This is a genomic window from Edaphobacter bradus (assembly GCF_025685645.1).
Classification (GTDB): Bacteria; Acidobacteriota; Terriglobia; order Terriglobales; family Acidobacteriaceae; genus Edaphobacter; species Edaphobacter bradus.
On record NZ_JAGSYF010000001.1, the window covers coordinates 568,486 to 584,460 of the forward strand.

The 15,975-nt window shown below is 59.9% G+C and carries 14 protein-coding genes; 13 read left to right on the forward strand and 1 reads right to left on the reverse strand.

Annotation, left to right across the window (positions count from 1 at the left end):
• Positions 1 to 35 precede the first annotated feature (35 nt).
• From OHL16_RS02360 to OHL16_RS02390, 7 genes are all read left to right on the forward strand, one after another.
• On the forward strand, positions 36 to 1,826 hold the full coding sequence (locus OHL16_RS02360) for an AMP-dependent synthetase/ligase (protein ID WP_263365464.1): 1,791 nt from the start codon (positions 36 to 38) through the stop codon (positions 1,824 to 1,826).
• 59 nt (positions 1,827 to 1,885) lie between these two features.
• Positions 1,886 to 3,262 carry a PP2C family protein-serine/threonine phosphatase gene (locus OHL16_RS02365; protein WP_263365465.1) on the forward strand — a complete coding sequence of 459 codons (1,377 nt, stop codon included), beginning with the start codon at positions 1,886 to 1,888 and terminating at the stop codon, positions 3,260 to 3,262.
• A 252-nt stretch (positions 3,263 to 3,514) separates the two neighbouring features.
• A complete protein-coding gene (locus OHL16_RS02370) occupies positions 3,515 to 4,639 on the forward strand; it encodes a ferritin-like domain-containing protein (RefSeq protein ID WP_263365466.1) in 1,125 nt (374 codons plus the stop codon).
• 107 nt (positions 4,640 to 4,746) lie between these two features.
• Positions 4,747 to 5,790: an MBL fold metallo-hydrolase gene (locus OHL16_RS02375; RefSeq protein WP_263365467.1), complete on the forward strand. Its 1,044-nt coding sequence runs from the start codon at positions 4,747 to 4,749 to the stop codon at positions 5,788 to 5,790.
• Positions 5,791 to 5,899: 109 nt separating this feature from the next.
• Positions 5,900 to 6,943, forward strand: coding sequence for a 6-phosphofructokinase (locus OHL16_RS02380; RefSeq protein ID WP_263365468.1), 1,044 nt, complete (start codon positions 5,900 to 5,902; stop codon positions 6,941 to 6,943).
• Positions 6,944 to 7,100: 157 nt separating this feature from the next.
• Complete coding sequence (locus OHL16_RS02385; protein ID WP_263365469.1) at positions 7,101 to 7,355, forward strand: helix-turn-helix domain-containing protein; 255 nt, start codon at positions 7,101 to 7,103, stop codon at positions 7,353 to 7,355.
• A gap of 45 nt (positions 7,356 to 7,400) precedes the next feature.
• Positions 7,401 to 7,958 (forward strand): DNA-3-methyladenine glycosylase I, encoded by a 558-nt coding sequence (locus OHL16_RS02390; protein WP_263365470.1) that lies wholly within the window; start codon positions 7,401 to 7,403, stop codon positions 7,956 to 7,958.
• 7 nt (positions 7,959 to 7,965) lie between these two features.
• On the opposite strand, the gene OHL16_RS02395 is transcribed toward OHL16_RS02390, so the two are convergent.
• Complete coding sequence (locus tag OHL16_RS02395; RefSeq protein WP_263365471.1) at positions 7,966 to 8,841, reverse strand: metallophosphoesterase; 876 nt, start codon at positions 8,839 to 8,841, stop codon at positions 7,966 to 7,968.
• A 69-nt stretch (positions 8,842 to 8,910) separates the two neighbouring features.
• Between OHL16_RS02395 and OHL16_RS02400 the strand changes: the two genes are divergently transcribed.
• The 6 genes from OHL16_RS02400 to OHL16_RS02425 all read left to right on the forward strand — a co-directional run bounded on the left by OHL16_RS02400 (position 8,911) and on the right by OHL16_RS02425 (position 15,922).
• Positions 8,911 to 9,996 carry a M24 family metallopeptidase gene (locus OHL16_RS02400; protein ID WP_263365472.1) on the forward strand — a complete coding sequence of 362 codons (1,086 nt, stop codon included), beginning with the start codon at positions 8,911 to 8,913 and terminating at the stop codon, positions 9,994 to 9,996.
• A gap of 36 nt (positions 9,997 to 10,032) precedes the next feature.
• A complete protein-coding gene (gene accB, locus OHL16_RS02405) occupies positions 10,033 to 10,542 on the forward strand; it encodes an acetyl-CoA carboxylase biotin carboxyl carrier protein (RefSeq protein WP_263366217.1) in 510 nt (169 codons plus the stop codon).
• A gap of 55 nt (positions 10,543 to 10,597) precedes the next feature.
• On the forward strand, positions 10,598 to 11,956 hold the full coding sequence (gene accC, locus OHL16_RS02410; protein WP_263365473.1) for an acetyl-CoA carboxylase biotin carboxylase subunit: 1,359 nt from the start codon (positions 10,598 to 10,600) through the stop codon (positions 11,954 to 11,956).
• Positions 11,957 to 11,996: 40 nt separating this feature from the next.
• Entirely contained in the window at positions 11,997 to 12,662 is a 666-nt protein-coding gene (thiE, locus tag OHL16_RS02415) for a thiamine phosphate synthase (RefSeq protein ID WP_263365474.1), read from the forward strand.
• 117 nt (positions 12,663 to 12,779) lie between these two features.
• Positions 12,780 to 14,303, forward strand: a complete 1,524-nt coding sequence (locus OHL16_RS02420; protein WP_263366218.1) for an APC family permease — start codon at positions 12,780 to 12,782, stop codon at positions 14,301 to 14,303.
• A 17-nt stretch (positions 14,304 to 14,320) separates the two neighbouring features.
• Positions 14,321 to 15,922 (forward strand): amino acid permease, encoded by a 1,602-nt coding sequence (locus OHL16_RS02425; protein ID WP_263365475.1) that lies wholly within the window; start codon positions 14,321 to 14,323, stop codon positions 15,920 to 15,922.
• Positions 15,923 to 15,975 lie beyond the last annotated feature (53 nt).

A 15,975-nucleotide genomic window follows, 5' to 3' on the forward strand; every position in this document is an offset into this window, starting at 1 on the left:
CTTGGTGTTTCTGGCGCAAGGATGAAGGGTGAGGCATGTTCGATCTGCAGACGGTGAATGATGTTCTGGTGCGGGCTACGGGACGCGGCGACCAGACAGTGATGATGGGGCAGGACGCCGCTGGGCAGTGGCAGACGATCTCTTCCACAGACTTGTATGGCAGGGTGCGGGCTCTGGCCGATGTGCTACGCGAATGGGGAGTGGGCAAGGGTGACCGGGTGGCGATTCTTGCAGAGAACAGGTGGGAGTGGCAGGTGACGGACTTCGCAGTGCTCGGGATTGGCGGGGTGGATGTGCCGCTGTATCCGACGCTGACGCCAGAGCAGATTGGGTACATGCTGAAGGACTCGGGGGCGAAGGTGGCGGTAGTCTCTTCGCGCGAGATGTATGAGAAGGTCATCGCGGCGGGCGAACTGCCGGAGCTGGAACACGTAGTTGTGATGGATGCCGGGGAGTTCAGCGGGGCGAAGAGCTTCGGCAGGCTGATGGAGAAGGCGGCGGAGAAGCAGCAACGCGACTCGGAGTTCGATGCGATGGTGAGGGCGCCTCAAGCGGTGGACCTGGCGACGATCATCTACACTTCGGGCACGACGGGCGAGCCGAAGGGCGTGATGCTGACGCATGGGAATCTGGCGAGCAACGTGAACTATTCGACCGGGCCTTTGGGGTTTGATGACCGGGATAGCTGCATCTCTTTTCTGCCGCTGTCGCATGTAACAGCGCGGCACCTGGACTATGCGCTCTTGTGCCAGTCAGTTAGGCTGGCGTACTGCTCGAAGTTCGACCGGCTGCCCGAGGCGATGAAGGCGGTGAAGCCGACGATCTTTGTGGCGGTGCCGCGGGTGTACGAGAAGATCCGGCAGGCAGTGGAGGGGAAGTCGGTGTCGTCGCCGGTGAAGTCGCGGGTTCTGCAGTGGGCGCTGGGTGTGGGCAAGGACCACCGTGCGGAGACGCTGACTGGCAAGGAACCGGGCGGTCTGGCCTGGAAGCTGGCGAGCAAGCTGGTGTTTGGGAAGATTCGCGAGGCATTTGGGGGAAAGGTGAAGGTGTTCATCTCGGGCGGGGCGCCGTTGGGGATGGATACGGCGGGATGGTTTGCAGATGTGGGGGTCCGAATCTTTGAGGGCTATGGGCTGACGGAGACCTCTCCGGTGATCGCCCTGAACTATCCGGACGCGCACAGGATCGGCACAGTGGGCAAGGCGCTGCCGAATGTTCAGTGCCGGTTTGCCGAGGATGGCGAACTGGAGGTGAAGGGGCCATCCATCTTTGTGGGGTACTGGAAGAAGGACGATGTGACGAGGGAGACCTTCACGGTCGATGGATGGTTCAAGACGGGCGACATCGGGCACGTGGATGCCGATGGGTTTATCTCGATTACGGACAGGAAGAAGGAGCTGCTGAAGACGAGCGGCGGGAAGTTTATTGCGCCACAGCCCATCGAAAATAAGCTGAAGGCGAATGTGATGATCGGGCAGGCGGCGATGGTGGGAGATAAGCACAAGTTTGCCAGTGTGCTGATCTCTCCAAACTTTGCGGCGCTGGAAGGATGGGCAAGGGGGCAGGGGATTGCCACGGACGACCGCGAGGCGCTGGTGAAGGATGCGCGGGTGGTAAAGGCGTATCAGGAGATTGTGGACAAGGTGAACGCGGGCCTGGCGCACTTTGAGAGCATCAAGCGGATACACATTGTGCCGGAGGAGTGGAGCGTGGAGGATGGCACGCTGACTCCGAGCATGAAGTTGAAGCGGCGCGTGGTGGGAGAGCGGTACGCGAGGGAGATCGGCGCCTTCTATGCCGATGAGGTGACGCTGACGAGGGGATAGTCTGGCGCGGAGAGGCGCATGATGTAGCATCGTGTCGCATGAGTGCGACTGATCCGCAGATGACGGCCAGCCAGGTGCTGCATATTTTTCATCGTGATGAGGCGATCCTGTTTCTTGGAGCAGCCTTTGTGACGGTGAGTATCATCGCGGCAGCTCTTTGCGTGATCCGGCGCAAGGCGGACGCTCTATTGCTTTGGCTAGCGGTATTTGCGTTGCTCTATGGAAACAGGCTGTGGCTGTGGTCCGGATTGCTGGCATTGATTGTTCCGCATTCGAAGCTCTTTCTTGATTTGCGAGCCACAATGAGTTTCGTCGTGGCTGTTCCGGCATTTTTCTTTTTTCAAGCGGCCGGCTTTATCGGACGGTGGGGGAAGCAGATCGCGTTCGCGATGACATCAGTGATGGCTTGCCTGGTGGTGGGAACGTTAGTGTACGGACCACGGCAGATATTCCAGGATGTTAACAACATAGTGATCGTCGCGGGATTGCTGATGCTTCTGGTCTGGTCAATACGGCATAAGGCGGATAGAGATTTCGTGATTGTGCGTCGCGGTCTGGTGATCTTTGTGTGCCTAGCACTCTGGGACAATATCGCGGGACGTTTATGGGTTGCATCGAGGCTTGAACCGTATGGTTTTGCGCTCTTCCTGGGGACGCTCGGGTATGTGGCTGCGCGCAGGACGATTCAGCAGGAGCAGGAACTGGGCGAGATCCAGAAAGAGCTTGAGGTAGCTTGGAGCATTCAGCTCTCGATTATGCCGCAGGCGTTTCCTTACTCACCGAATTTTAAAGTGGCGGCGCGTTATGTTCCTATGACATCAGTGGCCGGCGATTTTTACGATTTTGTGGTTACGGATGAGACTGAGGCAGGGCTTCTAATCGCCGATGTTTCGGGTCATGGTGTACCGGCGGCGCTGATCGCGTCAATGGTGAAGATGGCGGCGACCTCGCAGAGAGCTAACGCCGCGAATCCGGCACAGTTGCTGACTGGCATGAATGCGACGCTTTGCGGTAATACGCAAAGTCAGTTTGTAACAGCGGCGTATGTGTATCTTGATGCGCGCGCCGGGGAGTTGCGGTACGCAGCTGCGGCGCATCCTCCTCTGCTGCTGTTGCGCGATGGTGAGGTAAGGGAGGTTGTCGAGAACGGGCTGATGCTGGCGGCGTTCGATTCGGCAAGCTATTCGAGCGTAGTGCATCCACTGGCTCCCGGCGATCGGCTGGTGCTGTACACCGACGGGATCGTCGAGGCAGAGGACGGGCGTGAGGAGCAGTTTGGCCCGGTGCGGCTGTGCTCGCTTGTACGAGAGAGCGCGGGGATGAGTCCGGCAGAGATTGCGGACCTGATTCTTGCCGCCGTAGAGCGATGGTCGGTCAGGCAGGATGACGATCGTACTCTGCTTGTTTGCGATTATGTGGGAACAAGTAAGACGTGAATGGGCATTGCTTTGCGGGGCAGTGTCTTTACACATCTTTGACAATGAAATGTTTTGACAATAGTATTTCGTGCCCATGACACATGCGGCGGCCGCCGCGGCGTAGCGTTTGGTTTGTAAATCGGGCCTATCTCCGAAACTCGATGCCAACGCAACATCAACCGAATGGAGTCAGTCATGAGAAGTGAACAGCACGCAGCTACAGGCGTATCGTCAACGCGTCAAGGTAAGACAACGGAGGTGCAGGGGAGGGTGGCGCGCCGATCCTTCCTGAAGGGGATGGGAGTCGTCGGGGCGGCAGGAGCGCTGGCACCTGCCGCGCTGCTTGCGGGCCAGGAGGAGAAAAGCGGAAGTCTGAGCCGGGGAGATGCTGCCATCCTGCGGTTTCTGGCTGCCGCAGAGATCCTTGAAACCGATCTGTGGTCGCAGTACGCGGAACTCGGTGGCGATCAGACGAATGAACCGCCACAAATCACAGGGCTCACAGGCGGAAACCCTGCTTACATCAAAGCCCTCATGAATCTTGATGGGGACATGCCTCAGTACATTCACGACAATACGGAGGATGAATTCAGCCATGCTGCGTTCATCAATGCGTTCCTCAAATCAAAGGGCGCGGACACTGTGAATCTCGATCAATTCCGCACATTGCCCAGCAGCAAGGCCACCGGCGCGCAGCAAATTGGGCGGCTCACAAACCTGATGGAGCTGACAGTTGACACGTCGTGGTGGACCAGATATCGCAGCCGCACCCAAAATCCTGATTTCGGCGATTCGTTTCCTAACGCAATCGGCGTGATCGGAACGGGCAAGCACACTGCCATTCCGAGAAATGACAGCGAAGCGCAACTGGACGCCTCCTCGCCGAACGGCGTCACCGATCTGACGCAATTCATCGCCAATACTGCCGGCTTTCACTTTGCCTTTATTGAGCAGGGCGGGACGAGCCTGTATCCGTCGCTAGCGCAGCGTGTGAGTTCGCCGGAGGTGCTGCGTATTCTGCTGAGTATCGGGCCGACGGAGACGGCGCACTTCCAGACCTGGCACGACAAGGCGGGAAATTCGCCTCCGCTGACAGGTGTGCTCGACCCGGTGAGCGGGAAGACGGTGGATTTCCCGGACCTCAGCAAATTTAAGGGTAACGAAGACCTGCAGACGAACCTGATCATGCCCGAGCCAACAGTGTTTTTGAATAAGACTAAGTTCCCGGTATGCTCAATCATTCGGCCGACCGAGACGAAGGGAGCTGCGATGGGGGCCGTGAAGGCGCTGTCGGCAGATGGGCTGTTTATTGGGCAGTCGAAGGAGTTCTTCGCGCTGATAGTCGACTTGGCAGAGGACGCGGATGACGCCAGGCGGGAGGGGTTCGAGGCGTAAGGCTGCGCGAGCCGGCGGAGGAGCTCGCGGGAGTTGCTCAGCCGCCGTTGACCGATCCATTTATCATTTGCCCGTGGCACGCATCTGCCGTGACGCGGAGGTGAGGGATGGGGCCAACGGCGGCTTCGGAGCTTGAGCAAGCGGGAACGATGCTGCGGCGCGCCGAGCGGGAGGGGCGGAGGTTTCTGAATCCCGTCCCAACGACAGTGGGCGAGTGGAGCACGATCTTTAAGGTGCTTCCTCTCTACCTAAGCAGCAAGGAAGAGAAGACTCCGAGGCGGCAGCTGGGGCCGTTCCGAACGGATGTTGCGAAGTATGACACGGTGCCGGAGAGCGGGCTCCGTGTGACGTGGATAGGACACTCGTCGCTGCTGGTGGAGATCGATGGGGTTCGGGTGCTGATTGACCCGGTGTGGGACGAGAGGGCAAGTCCGGTGCGGTGGGCAGGACCGAAGCGGTTCTTTGCGGCACCCCTGAAGCTGGAGGAACTGCCGCAAATTGATGTCGTGCTGGTCTCGCACGATCACTACGACCACCTGGGCGAGTCGACGATTAGGACGCTGGCGGGAATGGTGTCGATGAAAGAGACGGAGTGGGTGACGTCCCTGGGGGTGGGCGAGATTCTGGAGCAGTATGGGGTGAAGCGAAAGCGGATCACGGAGCTCGACTGGACCGAGTGTGTAGGCGACACGTCGCTGGAGATTACCGCTGTGCCTTCACGGCACTTCTCGGGGCGGAGCATGTTCAACCGGTTCGAGACGCTGTGGTCGTCGTTTGTGCTGAAGGGTCCGACGCACAAAATCTATTTCGGCGCCGACTCAGGATGGTGGCCGGGGTTTAAGGAGATCGGGGTAGCGTATGGGCCATTTGACCTGACGATGTTGGAGATCGGGGCGTTCAACGAGCTGTGGGAGGCGATCCATCTGGGGCCGGACAACGCGGTGCGGGCGTTTGAGGCGCTGGGAGGCAAGGGGCTGATGATGCCGATCCACTGGGGGTTGTTCGATCTGGCAATGCATTCGTGGCGGCAGCCGATTGAGCGGATGTTGGAGTTGGCGAATGAGAAGAGTGTCAGGCTCTGGGCTCCGGAGCCGGGGTATCCGACGGAGGTCGTGAAAGGGGTTGAAGTGAGGTCGGATTGGTGGCGGTAATGCAGGGACCAGAGCGTGGGAAATAGAAATAGCAGGCAATGCGAGGCAACGCCGAGGGTGGAAGATGGAGTGTGGGGTATGATTCTGCCGTCGTGCAAAGGAGACAGGAATGCGCATCGGAATATTGACTGGCGGCGGCGATTGCCCGGGATTGAATGCGGTCATTCGCGCCGTGGTTCGCAAGGGAATCTATCACTACAGGGATGAGTTTGTCGGGTTCATGGAGGGCTGGCGCGGGGTTATCGACGATGTGACCATGCCGCTGACGCTGGAGACGACGTCGGGAATTCTGCAGAAGGGTGGGACGATTCTGCGGTCTTCGCGGACGAACGTGAAGAAGATCCCGGGCGGCCTTGAGAAGTGTCTTGAGGTGATCGGCAGGCACAAGCTGGATGCGCTGATTGCGCTGGGCGGTGACGATACGCAGTCGATCAGCCTTGCGCTGAGCGAAAAGGGGGTGAAGTGCGTCGGAGTTCCGAAGACGATCGATAACGACTTGAGCGGCACGGATGCCTGCTTCGGGTTTGATACGGCTGTGACGATTGCGACCGAGGCTGTGGACCGGCTGCACTCGACCGCGGAAGCGCACAACCGCGTGCTGGTGTGCGAGGTGATGGGCCGCGACGCGGGATGGATTTCGATTACGGCTGGGATTGCGGGAGGGGCTGATGCGATTCTGGTTCCAGAGGTTCCGATCGACATCGAAGAGGTCTGCCGGCTGCTGAAGTATCGGCACGATCACGGGAAGAAGTTCGGAATCGTCGTAGTGGCCGAGGGAGCGATGTTTCCCGAGGGCGAGCAGGCGACCCAGGGGAAGAGCGTGGACTCGTTCGGCCACGTGCGGTTGAGCGGGATCGGGCAGGCTCTGGCCGAGGAGATCGAGAAGCGGACCAAGTTTGAGACGCGCAGCGTGAATCTGGGGCATACCCAGCGTGGCGGGACGCCTTCGGCTTACGACAGGGTGCTGGCTTCGAGGTATGGCGTGAAGGCAATCGATCTTGTTCACGAGGGGAAGTTTGGGAGGCTGGTGGTGCTGAAGGGGACGGAGATCTCGGATATTCCATTGGCCGATGCGATTGCGAAAACCCGGACCGTCGGGCAGGATCTCCTGGACGTGATGGCCAGCCTGCAGCCTCCGAAGAGCGCTTCGTGAGCTATGTTTAGCGGTTGGTTATCAGTTATTTACTGGTAAATAGCCTAGATTTCCTATTGAACGGGCGGAGAAAAGGGAATACAAAGAGTGTGCCGGGTTTGGTAGGCTCTTCCCGGTTTTTCGCCCGTTTCTTTCTTTGGATCAGGAGATCATTCCGATGGCTGGCATGACGCAGGCTGCAGCTCGCGAGGTGATGGATATCCGGCAGGCGTCGGAGTATCTGGGCATCAGCGGCGATACGCTGTACCGCTATGCGTCGGAGGGATTCATCCCGGCGTTCAAGCTGGGGAACCGCTGGCGGTTCAAGAAGTCGCTGCTGGACGCGTGGATGGATGAGAAGAGTGGAGTGAAGCCACAGGCTCCGGCGGTGGTGGCCCCGAAGCAGAAGAAGCCGGCTGGACGGGCTCGCTGAACGATTTAGTTGATGCCGTATGGGCTCGGCCGAATCAAATGAATCATGAAAGTGATTATTCGTTGCTCCTGGGCGGAGAGTGATCCGCTGCTCCGGTCGTATCACGACGAAGAATGGGGAGTTCCCGAGTACGACAGCCGTTCCCTATGGGAGAAGCTGATGCTGGATGGATTTCAGGCGGGCTTGTCCTGGTTGACGATCCTGCGTAAGCGTGAGGCCTTTCGTGAGGCGTTTCACGGATTCGACCCTGAAGCTGTTGCCCGAATGAGCGAGGCCGATGTGAAGCGGCTTCTGGCCGATTCCGGGATTGTTCGGTCGCGAGCGAAGATCGAGGCTACCATCGGCGGGGCTCGCGCCTACCTGAAGATGCGGGATGAGGGCGAGGACTTCTCGGTTTTTGTGTGGGGCATGGCGGGTGGAAAACCGATTCGGAACAAAACGGGTATCGTTCATGCGAAGACGCCGCTCTCGGAGGAGATGTCGAAGGCCTTGAAGAAGAGAGGATTCAAGTTTGTCGGGCCCGTGATCGTCCACGCGTGGATGCAGGCTACGGGCGTCGTTGACGATCATTCTCCTAAATGCTTCCGCAGACATCAGGCTTAGAGAATGTTCAGGCCGGTTGCAGGGTGAGGACTGTGACTTCGGGTGGGCAGTTGAGGCGGAAGGGCAGACCTACGGTGCCGAGGCCGCGGTTGACGTAGAGCTGCATCTGGTTGAAGCGGAAGTGGCCCTCGACGTACTTCTGGCCCATAGGTGGAAGGATAAGCGCACCGGCGAAGGGGAGACGGATCTGGCCGCCGTGGGAGTGTCCGGCGAGCATGAGATCGACGAGCGGGCCGCGCGGGTGCTCGACGACTGTGTCGGCGTAGTCGGGCTCATGGGCCATGAGGATGACGGGGCCGTCGGGCTTCGCGGGAACAGTGAGATCGAGATCGGGGTGGCTCGTGCCGGGGTCTTCGGCTCCGCAGAGCCAGAGACGGGCATCGTTGCGCTCAATAGGGACGTGCTGGTTGACGAGGACAGGGATACGGAAGCTGCCGAGAGCGCCGATGACGAGGGAGGCGTCCACAGCGACGTCGTGGTTGCCGAGAACGGCGTAGACCTGGGGGGCGGTAAGGGTGCTGAGGATCTCGGCGCAGCGGTGGGCAGCGTGGCGGGAGCTGAGGAAGGTGAGTGAGCCCCGGGTGATGAAGTCTCCGGTGAGGAGGACGAGGTCGGGTTTGAGAGCGTTGATGTGTTTGACGACGCGCTCGAGGAAGAAGGGCTCGGTGAACTCGTCAAGGTGGATGTCGCTGAGCTGGACGATTCGGAAGTCGTGGAATGGGGCGGGAAGATTGGCGATGGGGATCGTCTGGCGAACAGTGTCCAACTCGTGGCGGGCGATCTCGCCCGAGTACAGCACCATGCCTGCCGCGGCGACGCCGGAGCCGAGGATGAACTGACGACGCGAGAAGAGCGACCGATTGTCGCCTCGGGAACCGGGCATACTTCATGATACCGGGTCGCAGTGATGCGAGGCCAGATTACGCGGTTGGAGTTGAGTAGAATCAGAGAGATGAGTTTCAGCATAAGGAAGAGAAAAGTGGCAGCGGCAGCAAAGGCCGCGGGGGTGGATGGATTGCTGGTTACCCATCTGCCGGATGTGCGGTATTTATCGGGATTTACAGGCTCGAATGCGGCCTTAGTGCTGGCGGGTGAACGGGCTGTGCTGTTCACCGACGGCAGGTACACCGCGCAGGCGAAGGCTGAGGCGGCGGGGACACGGGTGGTGATTGCGAAGAAGCCTGTGCTGCCAGCGGCGTGCGAGTGGATTGAGGCCGCCGGGGTAAAGCGGTGTGGCTTTGACGCGGCGAATACGACCGTTGCGGCGCTTGAGTCGATGCGCAAGGCGGTCTCGGGGAAGGTGCGGCGGGGGCTGTTTGCGCCGGTGGGGTCGCTCATAACAAGACTGCGTGAGGTAAAGGACGCAGACGAGATTGTGCGGCTGCGAGCTGCGGCGAATCTGGGCTGCGGGTTGTTCGACCGGATGCTGGAGCTCCTGCGGCCGGGGCTGACGGAGATTGAAGCCGCCGCAGAGCTGGAGCACGCAGCGCGCCTCTCCGGGGCCGAGGCGATGTCGTTTGAGACGATCGTCGCCAGCGGAGAGCGCAGCGCGCTGCCACACGGACGGGCCTCGAAGGCGAAGCTGCCGAAGCAGGGCTTTGTGACCATGGATTTTGGCGTGGTTCTGGACGGCTACATGAGCGATATGACACGGACCGTGCATTTTGGCAAGGCGCTCGAAGGCGAGAGGGACGTGTATGATGCGGTTCTGGAAGCGCAGGAGGCTGCGGTGGCAGCTGTGGCTCCGGGCGTGACCACCGGCGATGTCGATGAAGCGGCGCGAAGCGTGCTGCGGAGGGCCGGATTGGACAAGTACTTCACCCACTCGACCGGTCACGGCGTGGGGTTAGAGATTCATGAGGGTCCGAAGCTTGCGGCGAAGCAGACGCAGGCGCTCGAGCCGGGCATGGTGATCACGATCGAACCGGGTGTGTATATGCCGGGGAGGTTCGGGGTCCGCATCGAGGATATGGTGCTGGTAACGGAGGCCGGTGGCGAGATCTTGACGCCAAGCGTGAAGGCCTGGATTGAGCTGTAAGCAAAAAGAAGTGCCGTGACAGGCACAGGAGAGATGATGGACGCAAATAAGTTGAATGAACTTCGCGAGCTGGTTGAATTCCTGAAGGCGAACGATATCGCCGAGTTCGACATGGAGCAGGCTGACCTGAAGGTGAGGATCAAGTTTGCGGGTGATCCTGCGCTTGCAGCGCCGAGAGGAGTGGATCTGGCGCAGTTGAGCCGGCTGATGGCTTCGGCTCCGGTGGCTCACGCGGCGGCGGCGCCTGCGGCAGCGGTTGCCGCTGGGGCGCCGGCGGCGGCTACTGAAGCTGCGGCGGGTGCGGGGCTGCACGAGGTGAAGTCGCCGATTGTCGGGACGTTCTATGAGTCGCCGGCTCCTGGGGCCCCGCCGTTTGTGCAGGTAGGCGATCAGGTCGAGGTGGGCCAGGTGCTCTGCATTGTTGAGGCGATGAAGTTGATGAACGAGATCGAGGCCGATGTCGCCGGCGAAATCGTGAAGCGGATCGCGACCAGCGGGCAGCCGGTGGAGTACGGGGCGCCGTTGTTTGCGATCAAACCCCGGTAATGAGTTATTGACGATTCGTTAGAGAAGATTCAACGGAAGGCATCTGGTTCTATCTATGTTTCGAAAGGTTTTGATTGCAAACCGTGGGGAGATCGCGCTGCGCGTTATCAGCGCGTGCAAGGAGCTGGGCATCCGCACGGTTGCGGTATACAGCGAGGCGGACAGAAACTCGCTGCATGTGAAGTTTGCCGATGAGGCGATCTGCATCGGGCCCCCGCGGAGTGCGGAGAGCTATCTGAATGTTCCGGCGGTGATCTCGGCCGCGGAGATAGCGGATGTGGATGCGATTCATCCGGGCTATGGTCTGCTGAGCGAGAACGCGAACTTCGCCGAGGTCTGCCGGGCGTCTAACATCAAGTTCATCGGGCCTCCTCCAGAGGTGACGCGGATGATGGGCGAGAAGTCCACAGCGCGGCAGACGATGAAGAAGGCCAAGGTGCCGATCCTGCCGGGGTCGGATGGCGTGATCGCGAACGAGGGCGAGGCGCTGGAGTGGGCCAAGGAGGTCGGTTACCCGGTGATTCTGAAGGCGGTGGCCGGAGGCGGTGGGCGCGGCATGCGCATCTGTCGCAGTCCGGAAGAACTTCCCGGGCTGTTCAACCAGGCGTCGACCGAGGCGGCGGCCGCGTTCGGCAATGGCGATCTGTACATGGAGAAGTTCATCGAGCGGCCACGGCACATCGAATTCCAGGTGCTGGCTGATGAGCATGGGAATGTGCTCTCGCTCGGGGAGCGCGAGTGCTCGATTCAGCGGCGGCACCAGAAGCTGATCGAGGAGGCTCCGAGCCTGCAGGTGACCCCGAAGCTGCGCGAGGAACTGGGCAAGACGATTAAGAAGTCGCTGGAAAATATCGGCTACTGGAACGCGGGCACGATCGAGTTCCTGATGGATGAGGACGGGAAGATCTACTTCATCGAGATGAACACGCGCATCCAGGTGGAGCATTGCGTGACCGAGATGGTGACGGGTATCGACCTGGTGAAGGCACAGCTTCGGATTGCGGCGGGCGAGAAGCTGAGCTCGATCGTTCCGGGTCCGGTGGAGATTCGGGGCCACGCGATCGAGTGCCGAATCAATGCGGAGCATCCGGAGAAGTTCACTCCGAGCGCGGGCAAGATTTCGGTGTTCAATGTTCCGGGAGGCAATGGCGTTCGCGTGGATACGGCGCAGTATGCTGAAGGCGTGGTTCCGCCGTACTACGACTCGATGATCGCGAAGCTCATCTGTCATGGTAAGGATCGCGAAGAGGCGATGAACCGGATGCAGCGGGCCTTGAGCCAGTTTGTGGTGCAGGGGATTCATACCTCGATTCCGATGCACCAGCGAATCTTTGCCGATGAGGAGTTCCGCGCGGGCAGATTCGACACGAAGTTCATGGAGCGCTTTCTTGAGAAGCAGAAGGAGAGCCAGTAGCTGACCGTCCAGGCATGGATACCGTCGCGAAGGGAGCGGTGTGGCAAAGGCTGCGAAAGGAACGGGCTCAACGCGGAGTCTGAAGCTGCCCCGGCTGTATCCGATCATGGATGCGGGGACGCTGACTGGTCGCGGGCTTGAGGTGAGCCATTTCGCCGAAGAACTGCGGGACGCCGGCGTGAGGCTGCTGCAGTATCGCGACAAGGCGGGCGGGCCGGCGCACATTCTGCGCAATGCGAGGATCATCGCGGATGTCTTCCTGGGAGTGGATTGCCTTCTGGTGCTGAACGACGATCCGGTGCTGGCGATGCTCGCGGATTGGAACGCAGTACACGTAGGGCAGGGAGATACGTCGGTCGAGAAAGTCAGGGAGCAGCTTGTGCAGGGGGGGATCGTCGGTTGCTCCACGCATAACGACGAGCAGGTAAGCGCGGCTGAGGCCGCGTGCGCGGACTACATCGCGATTGGTCCCGTCTTTGCGACGGGCACCAAGGCGGATGCCGAGCCGGTGGTAGGGCTTGAGGGGGTGCGGCGCGCGCGGGCCTTGACGAAGCGTCCCCTGGTGGCGATCGGCGGCATCACGATGCAGAATGCGCCGAGCGTGATTGAGGCTGGGGCCGATTCAGTGGCGGTGATCAGCGCTCTCCTCGTTGACGGAAGGACGGTCGAAGAGGTAGCAAGAGACTTTCTGAAGATTTTGCGGTAGAAAAGACGGAACGTGACTCACTTGGAAAAGACAGTTAAAGGTTCCGCCGCTTCGGCTTCGCTCAAGGGGCGGGATGAAGACCGGTTTGCTTCCACTGCGCCGCAGTTTGTGCAGGGGATGGGTTTGTTCTCGGCCACAGCGATCGTAATGGGCTCGATGATCGGGTCAGGCATCTTCATCGTCTCGGCCGACATGTCGCGGCTGCTGGGCTCGCCGGCGCTATTGATTGCCGCGTGGCTGGTGACGGCGGTGATGACCATCATCGGGGCGCTGAGCTACGGCGAACTGGCGGCGATGATGCCGAAGGCCGGCGGACAGTATGTGTACCTGCGCGAGGCGTTGGGGCCGCTGTGGGGATTTCTATACGGGTGGACGCTGTTTCTGGTGATTCAGACAGGAACGATTGCCGCGGTGGGAGTGGCATTTGGAAAGTTCCTCGGGGTCTTCTTCCCGAGCGTGAGCGCGCACCACTGGCTGTGGCACATCGGGCATGTTCCAGCGTGGCATGTGGGACCAATGGTGCTGGGGAATATGGACCTCGGTCTCAATACCGCGAATCTTGTGGCGATTGTCGTGATCGTGTTCCTTACCGTGCTGAATACGCGGGGCGTTAAGATGGGCGCGGCGGTCCAGAATCTGTTCACCTCCGCGAAGGTGCTGGCATTGGCTGCGGTGGTGCTGGTGGGGATCGTGGTCCGCGATCCTGCGGCTGTAGCTGCGAACTTTGGCACAGGCTGGCATAACTTCTGGGCTGGCGCGGGATGGCACACACTGCATGTGGCGCAGATGGGGGGTAGGGAGTACGTCGGACTACTTACGATTGTGGCGATTGTGCAAGTGGGTTCGCTATTCAGCGCGGATGCGTGGAACAACGTCACCTTCACGGCGGGCGAGATCCGAAATCCGAAGCGCAATCTCCCGCTTTCTCTAGCGATCGGGACCGGCGTCGTGCTGCTGCTGTATGTTCTCTGCAACTTCGTGTACCTGAGCGTGCTTCCGCTGGCTGGGGATCCTCACGCGGCAACGATTGCGGGGCGGGGAATTCAGTTTGCTGCGGAAGACCGTGTGGCGACGGCGGTGATGGAACGCGCCTTTACCGGCTATGGCGCGAAGCTGATGGCTGCGGCGATTCTGATCTCGACGTTTGGCTGTGCGAACGGGATGCTGCTGGCCGGCGCGCGCGTCTACTATGCGATGAGCCGGGATGGACTGTTCTTCAAGAGCGTTGGAAGGCTGAGTGAGCGGGCTGGCTCTGGAGGGGGGACGCCGGTGAACTCATTGTGGGTGCAATGTGTGTGGACATGCCTGCTGTGCATCTCGGGAAGCTATGGGCAACTGCTGGATTATGTGATCTTTGCCGTGCTGATCTTTTACATTCTTACGATTGCGGGCTTGTTTGTGCTGCGAAGGACACGGCCTGAGGCTGCGCGTCCATACTGCGCCTTTGGGTATCCGTTTTTGCCCGGGCTTTATATCGTTATGGCGGTATGGATTTGTGTTGTACTCTTGCGTTACAAGCCCCAATATACGTGGCCGGGACTGATAATCGTTCTGCTTGGCGTGCCGGTTTATCTGGTATGGAAACGGCAGGGAACCGCAGCAACGATGGACGCGGCTAGAGCAGAGACGACAGGGATTTGAAGGAGAACCATAGAACGATGTCGATGTTGTTTGCCAGAAAATCAATGGATGTGCTGTTTGCCGAGGCTCACGCCGAGGGCGCAGAGACACTCGAGCGCGCGCTGGGGCCGTTCCAGCTGACGGCGCTTGGGATTGGCGCAGTGATTGGCGCGGGTATCTTTGTGCTGGCTGGCCTTGGCGCGCACTATGCAGGCCCGGGACTGATGCTCTCGTTTGTGCTGAGCGGACTGGGTTGCGCCTTTGCCGGTCTCTGCTATGCGGAGTTTGCGGCAATGATTCCGCTGGCCGGGTCGGCATACACGTATGCCTATGCGACGCTGGGCGAACTGATTGCCTGGATCATCGGTTGGGACCTGACGCTGGAGTACGCGATGGGCGCGAGCACGGTGAGCTCGGGCTGGTCGAACAACTTCGTCGAACTGATGAATGTGTTTCATATCGACTTCCCCCTATGGCTTGCCTATGACCACTGGACCGGTCTGCGAAAGGCGCTTGAGCACGTTACGCGCGATGTGATGGCGGCGAACTATAGTTCGCTGGTTCCCGGCACGCAGCAGTACATCAACCAGGTCAGCGTGCTGCAGGCGACGCCGACTGCCGAGATGATGGCGCGGGCGCATCAGCTGCTGGGCGCGCCAGTGCTGTTTGGTCACGAGATCGGCATCAACCTTCCGGCCTTTCTGATCGCACTGGTTGTGACGACGGTGCTGGCGATCGGAATCAAAGAGTCTGCGAAGTTCAACTCAACGATTGTTGTCATTAAGGTTGCTGTCGTGCTGTTTGTGCTTGGGCTTGGTGCGAAGTTTGTGCATCCGGGCAACTGGGGCAGCAATTGGCACTCCTTCGCTCCCTATGGATTGAGCGGAATTGGTGCAGGCGCAGCGTACATCTTCTTTGCATATATCGGCTTCGACGCGGTGTCGACGACGGCGCAGGAGGCGAAGAACCCTCAGCGCGATCTGCCAATCGGCATTATCGCTTCTCTGCTGATCTGCACTGCGCTCTACATTGGAGTTGCAGCGGTGCTGACGGGCATGGTGCCGTGGCAGTCGGTGAACATTGAAGCGCCGATCGCGCGCGCATTTCTTGATCGCGGACTGGGGTGGGCGAGCGACGTTATCGTGGTCGGCGCGTTGGCTGGCCTGACCTCTGTGATGCTGGTGATGTTGCTGGGGCAGACGCGTGTGCTCTACGCCATGGCGAGCGATGGCCTGTTGCCGAAGAAGTTTTTTGCCGAGATTCACCCGCGGTTTCGCACGCCGTTCAAGAATACGTTTCTTGTTGGCATATTGGCAGGCGTAGTAGGAGCGGTCACTCCTATCGACGACATCGGCAAGATGGTGAACATCGGCACGTTGCTGGCGTTTGTCATTGTCTGCACTTCGATTATTTTGCTGCGCAAGACGGACCCGGACCGGGAACGGCCGTTCCGTACGCCCTTGGTTCCGTTGGTGCCTATCCTGGGAATCCTGTTCAACGGCTATATGATGATTAAGCTTGGCTGGCTGAACTGGGCCCGGTTGATCATCTGGCTCATCATCGGGCTGGTTGTCTACTTCACCTATGGCGTGAAGCACAGCAAGGTGCGTGAACGTGCTGGTGAGCCAGTGGCACACTGAGGAACCACAGAGCTTCAAAGGAAGAGAGGCCCTCCAGTAGAGGGCCTCTCTTC

Bases quoted from the DNA above. Each gene is read 5' to 3' on its own strand.
- OHL16_RS02375 (WP_263365467.1), top strand. From the start codon at position 4,747: ATGGGGCCAACGGCGGCTTCGGAGCTTGAGCAAGCGGGAACGATGCTG.
- OHL16_RS02395 (WP_263365471.1), bottom strand. From the start codon at position 8,841: ATGCCCGGTTCCCGAGGCGACAATCGGTCGCTCTTCTCGCGTCGTCAG.
- OHL16_RS02425 (WP_263365475.1), top strand. From the start codon at position 14,321: ATGTCGATGTTGTTTGCCAGAAAATCAATGGATGTGCTGTTTGCCGAG.
- OHL16_RS02380 (WP_263365468.1), top strand. From the start codon at position 5,900: ATGCGCATCGGAATATTGACTGGCGGCGGCGATTGCCCGGGATTGAAT.
- OHL16_RS02400 (WP_263365472.1), top strand. From the start codon at position 8,911: ATGAGTTTCAGCATAAGGAAGAGAAAAGTGGCAGCGGCAGCAAAGGCC.
- accC (WP_263365473.1), top strand. From the start codon at position 10,598: ATGTTTCGAAAGGTTTTGATTGCAAACCGTGGGGAGATCGCGCTGCGC.
- OHL16_RS02420 (WP_263366218.1), top strand. From the start codon at position 12,780: ATGGGTTTGTTCTCGGCCACAGCGATCGTAATGGGCTCGATGATCGGG.
- accB (WP_263366217.1), top strand. From the start codon at position 10,033: ATGGACGCAAATAAGTTGAATGAACTTCGCGAGCTGGTTGAATTCCTG.
- OHL16_RS02365 (WP_263365465.1), top strand. From the start codon at position 1,886: ATGACGGCCAGCCAGGTGCTGCATATTTTTCATCGTGATGAGGCGATC.
- OHL16_RS02385 (WP_263365469.1), top strand. From the start codon at position 7,101: ATGGCTGGCATGACGCAGGCTGCAGCTCGCGAGGTGATGGATATCCGG.
- OHL16_RS02360 (WP_263365464.1), top strand. From the start codon at position 36: ATGTTCGATCTGCAGACGGTGAATGATGTTCTGGTGCGGGCTACGGGA.
- OHL16_RS02390 (WP_263365470.1), top strand. From the start codon at position 7,401: ATGAAAGTGATTATTCGTTGCTCCTGGGCGGAGAGTGATCCGCTGCTC.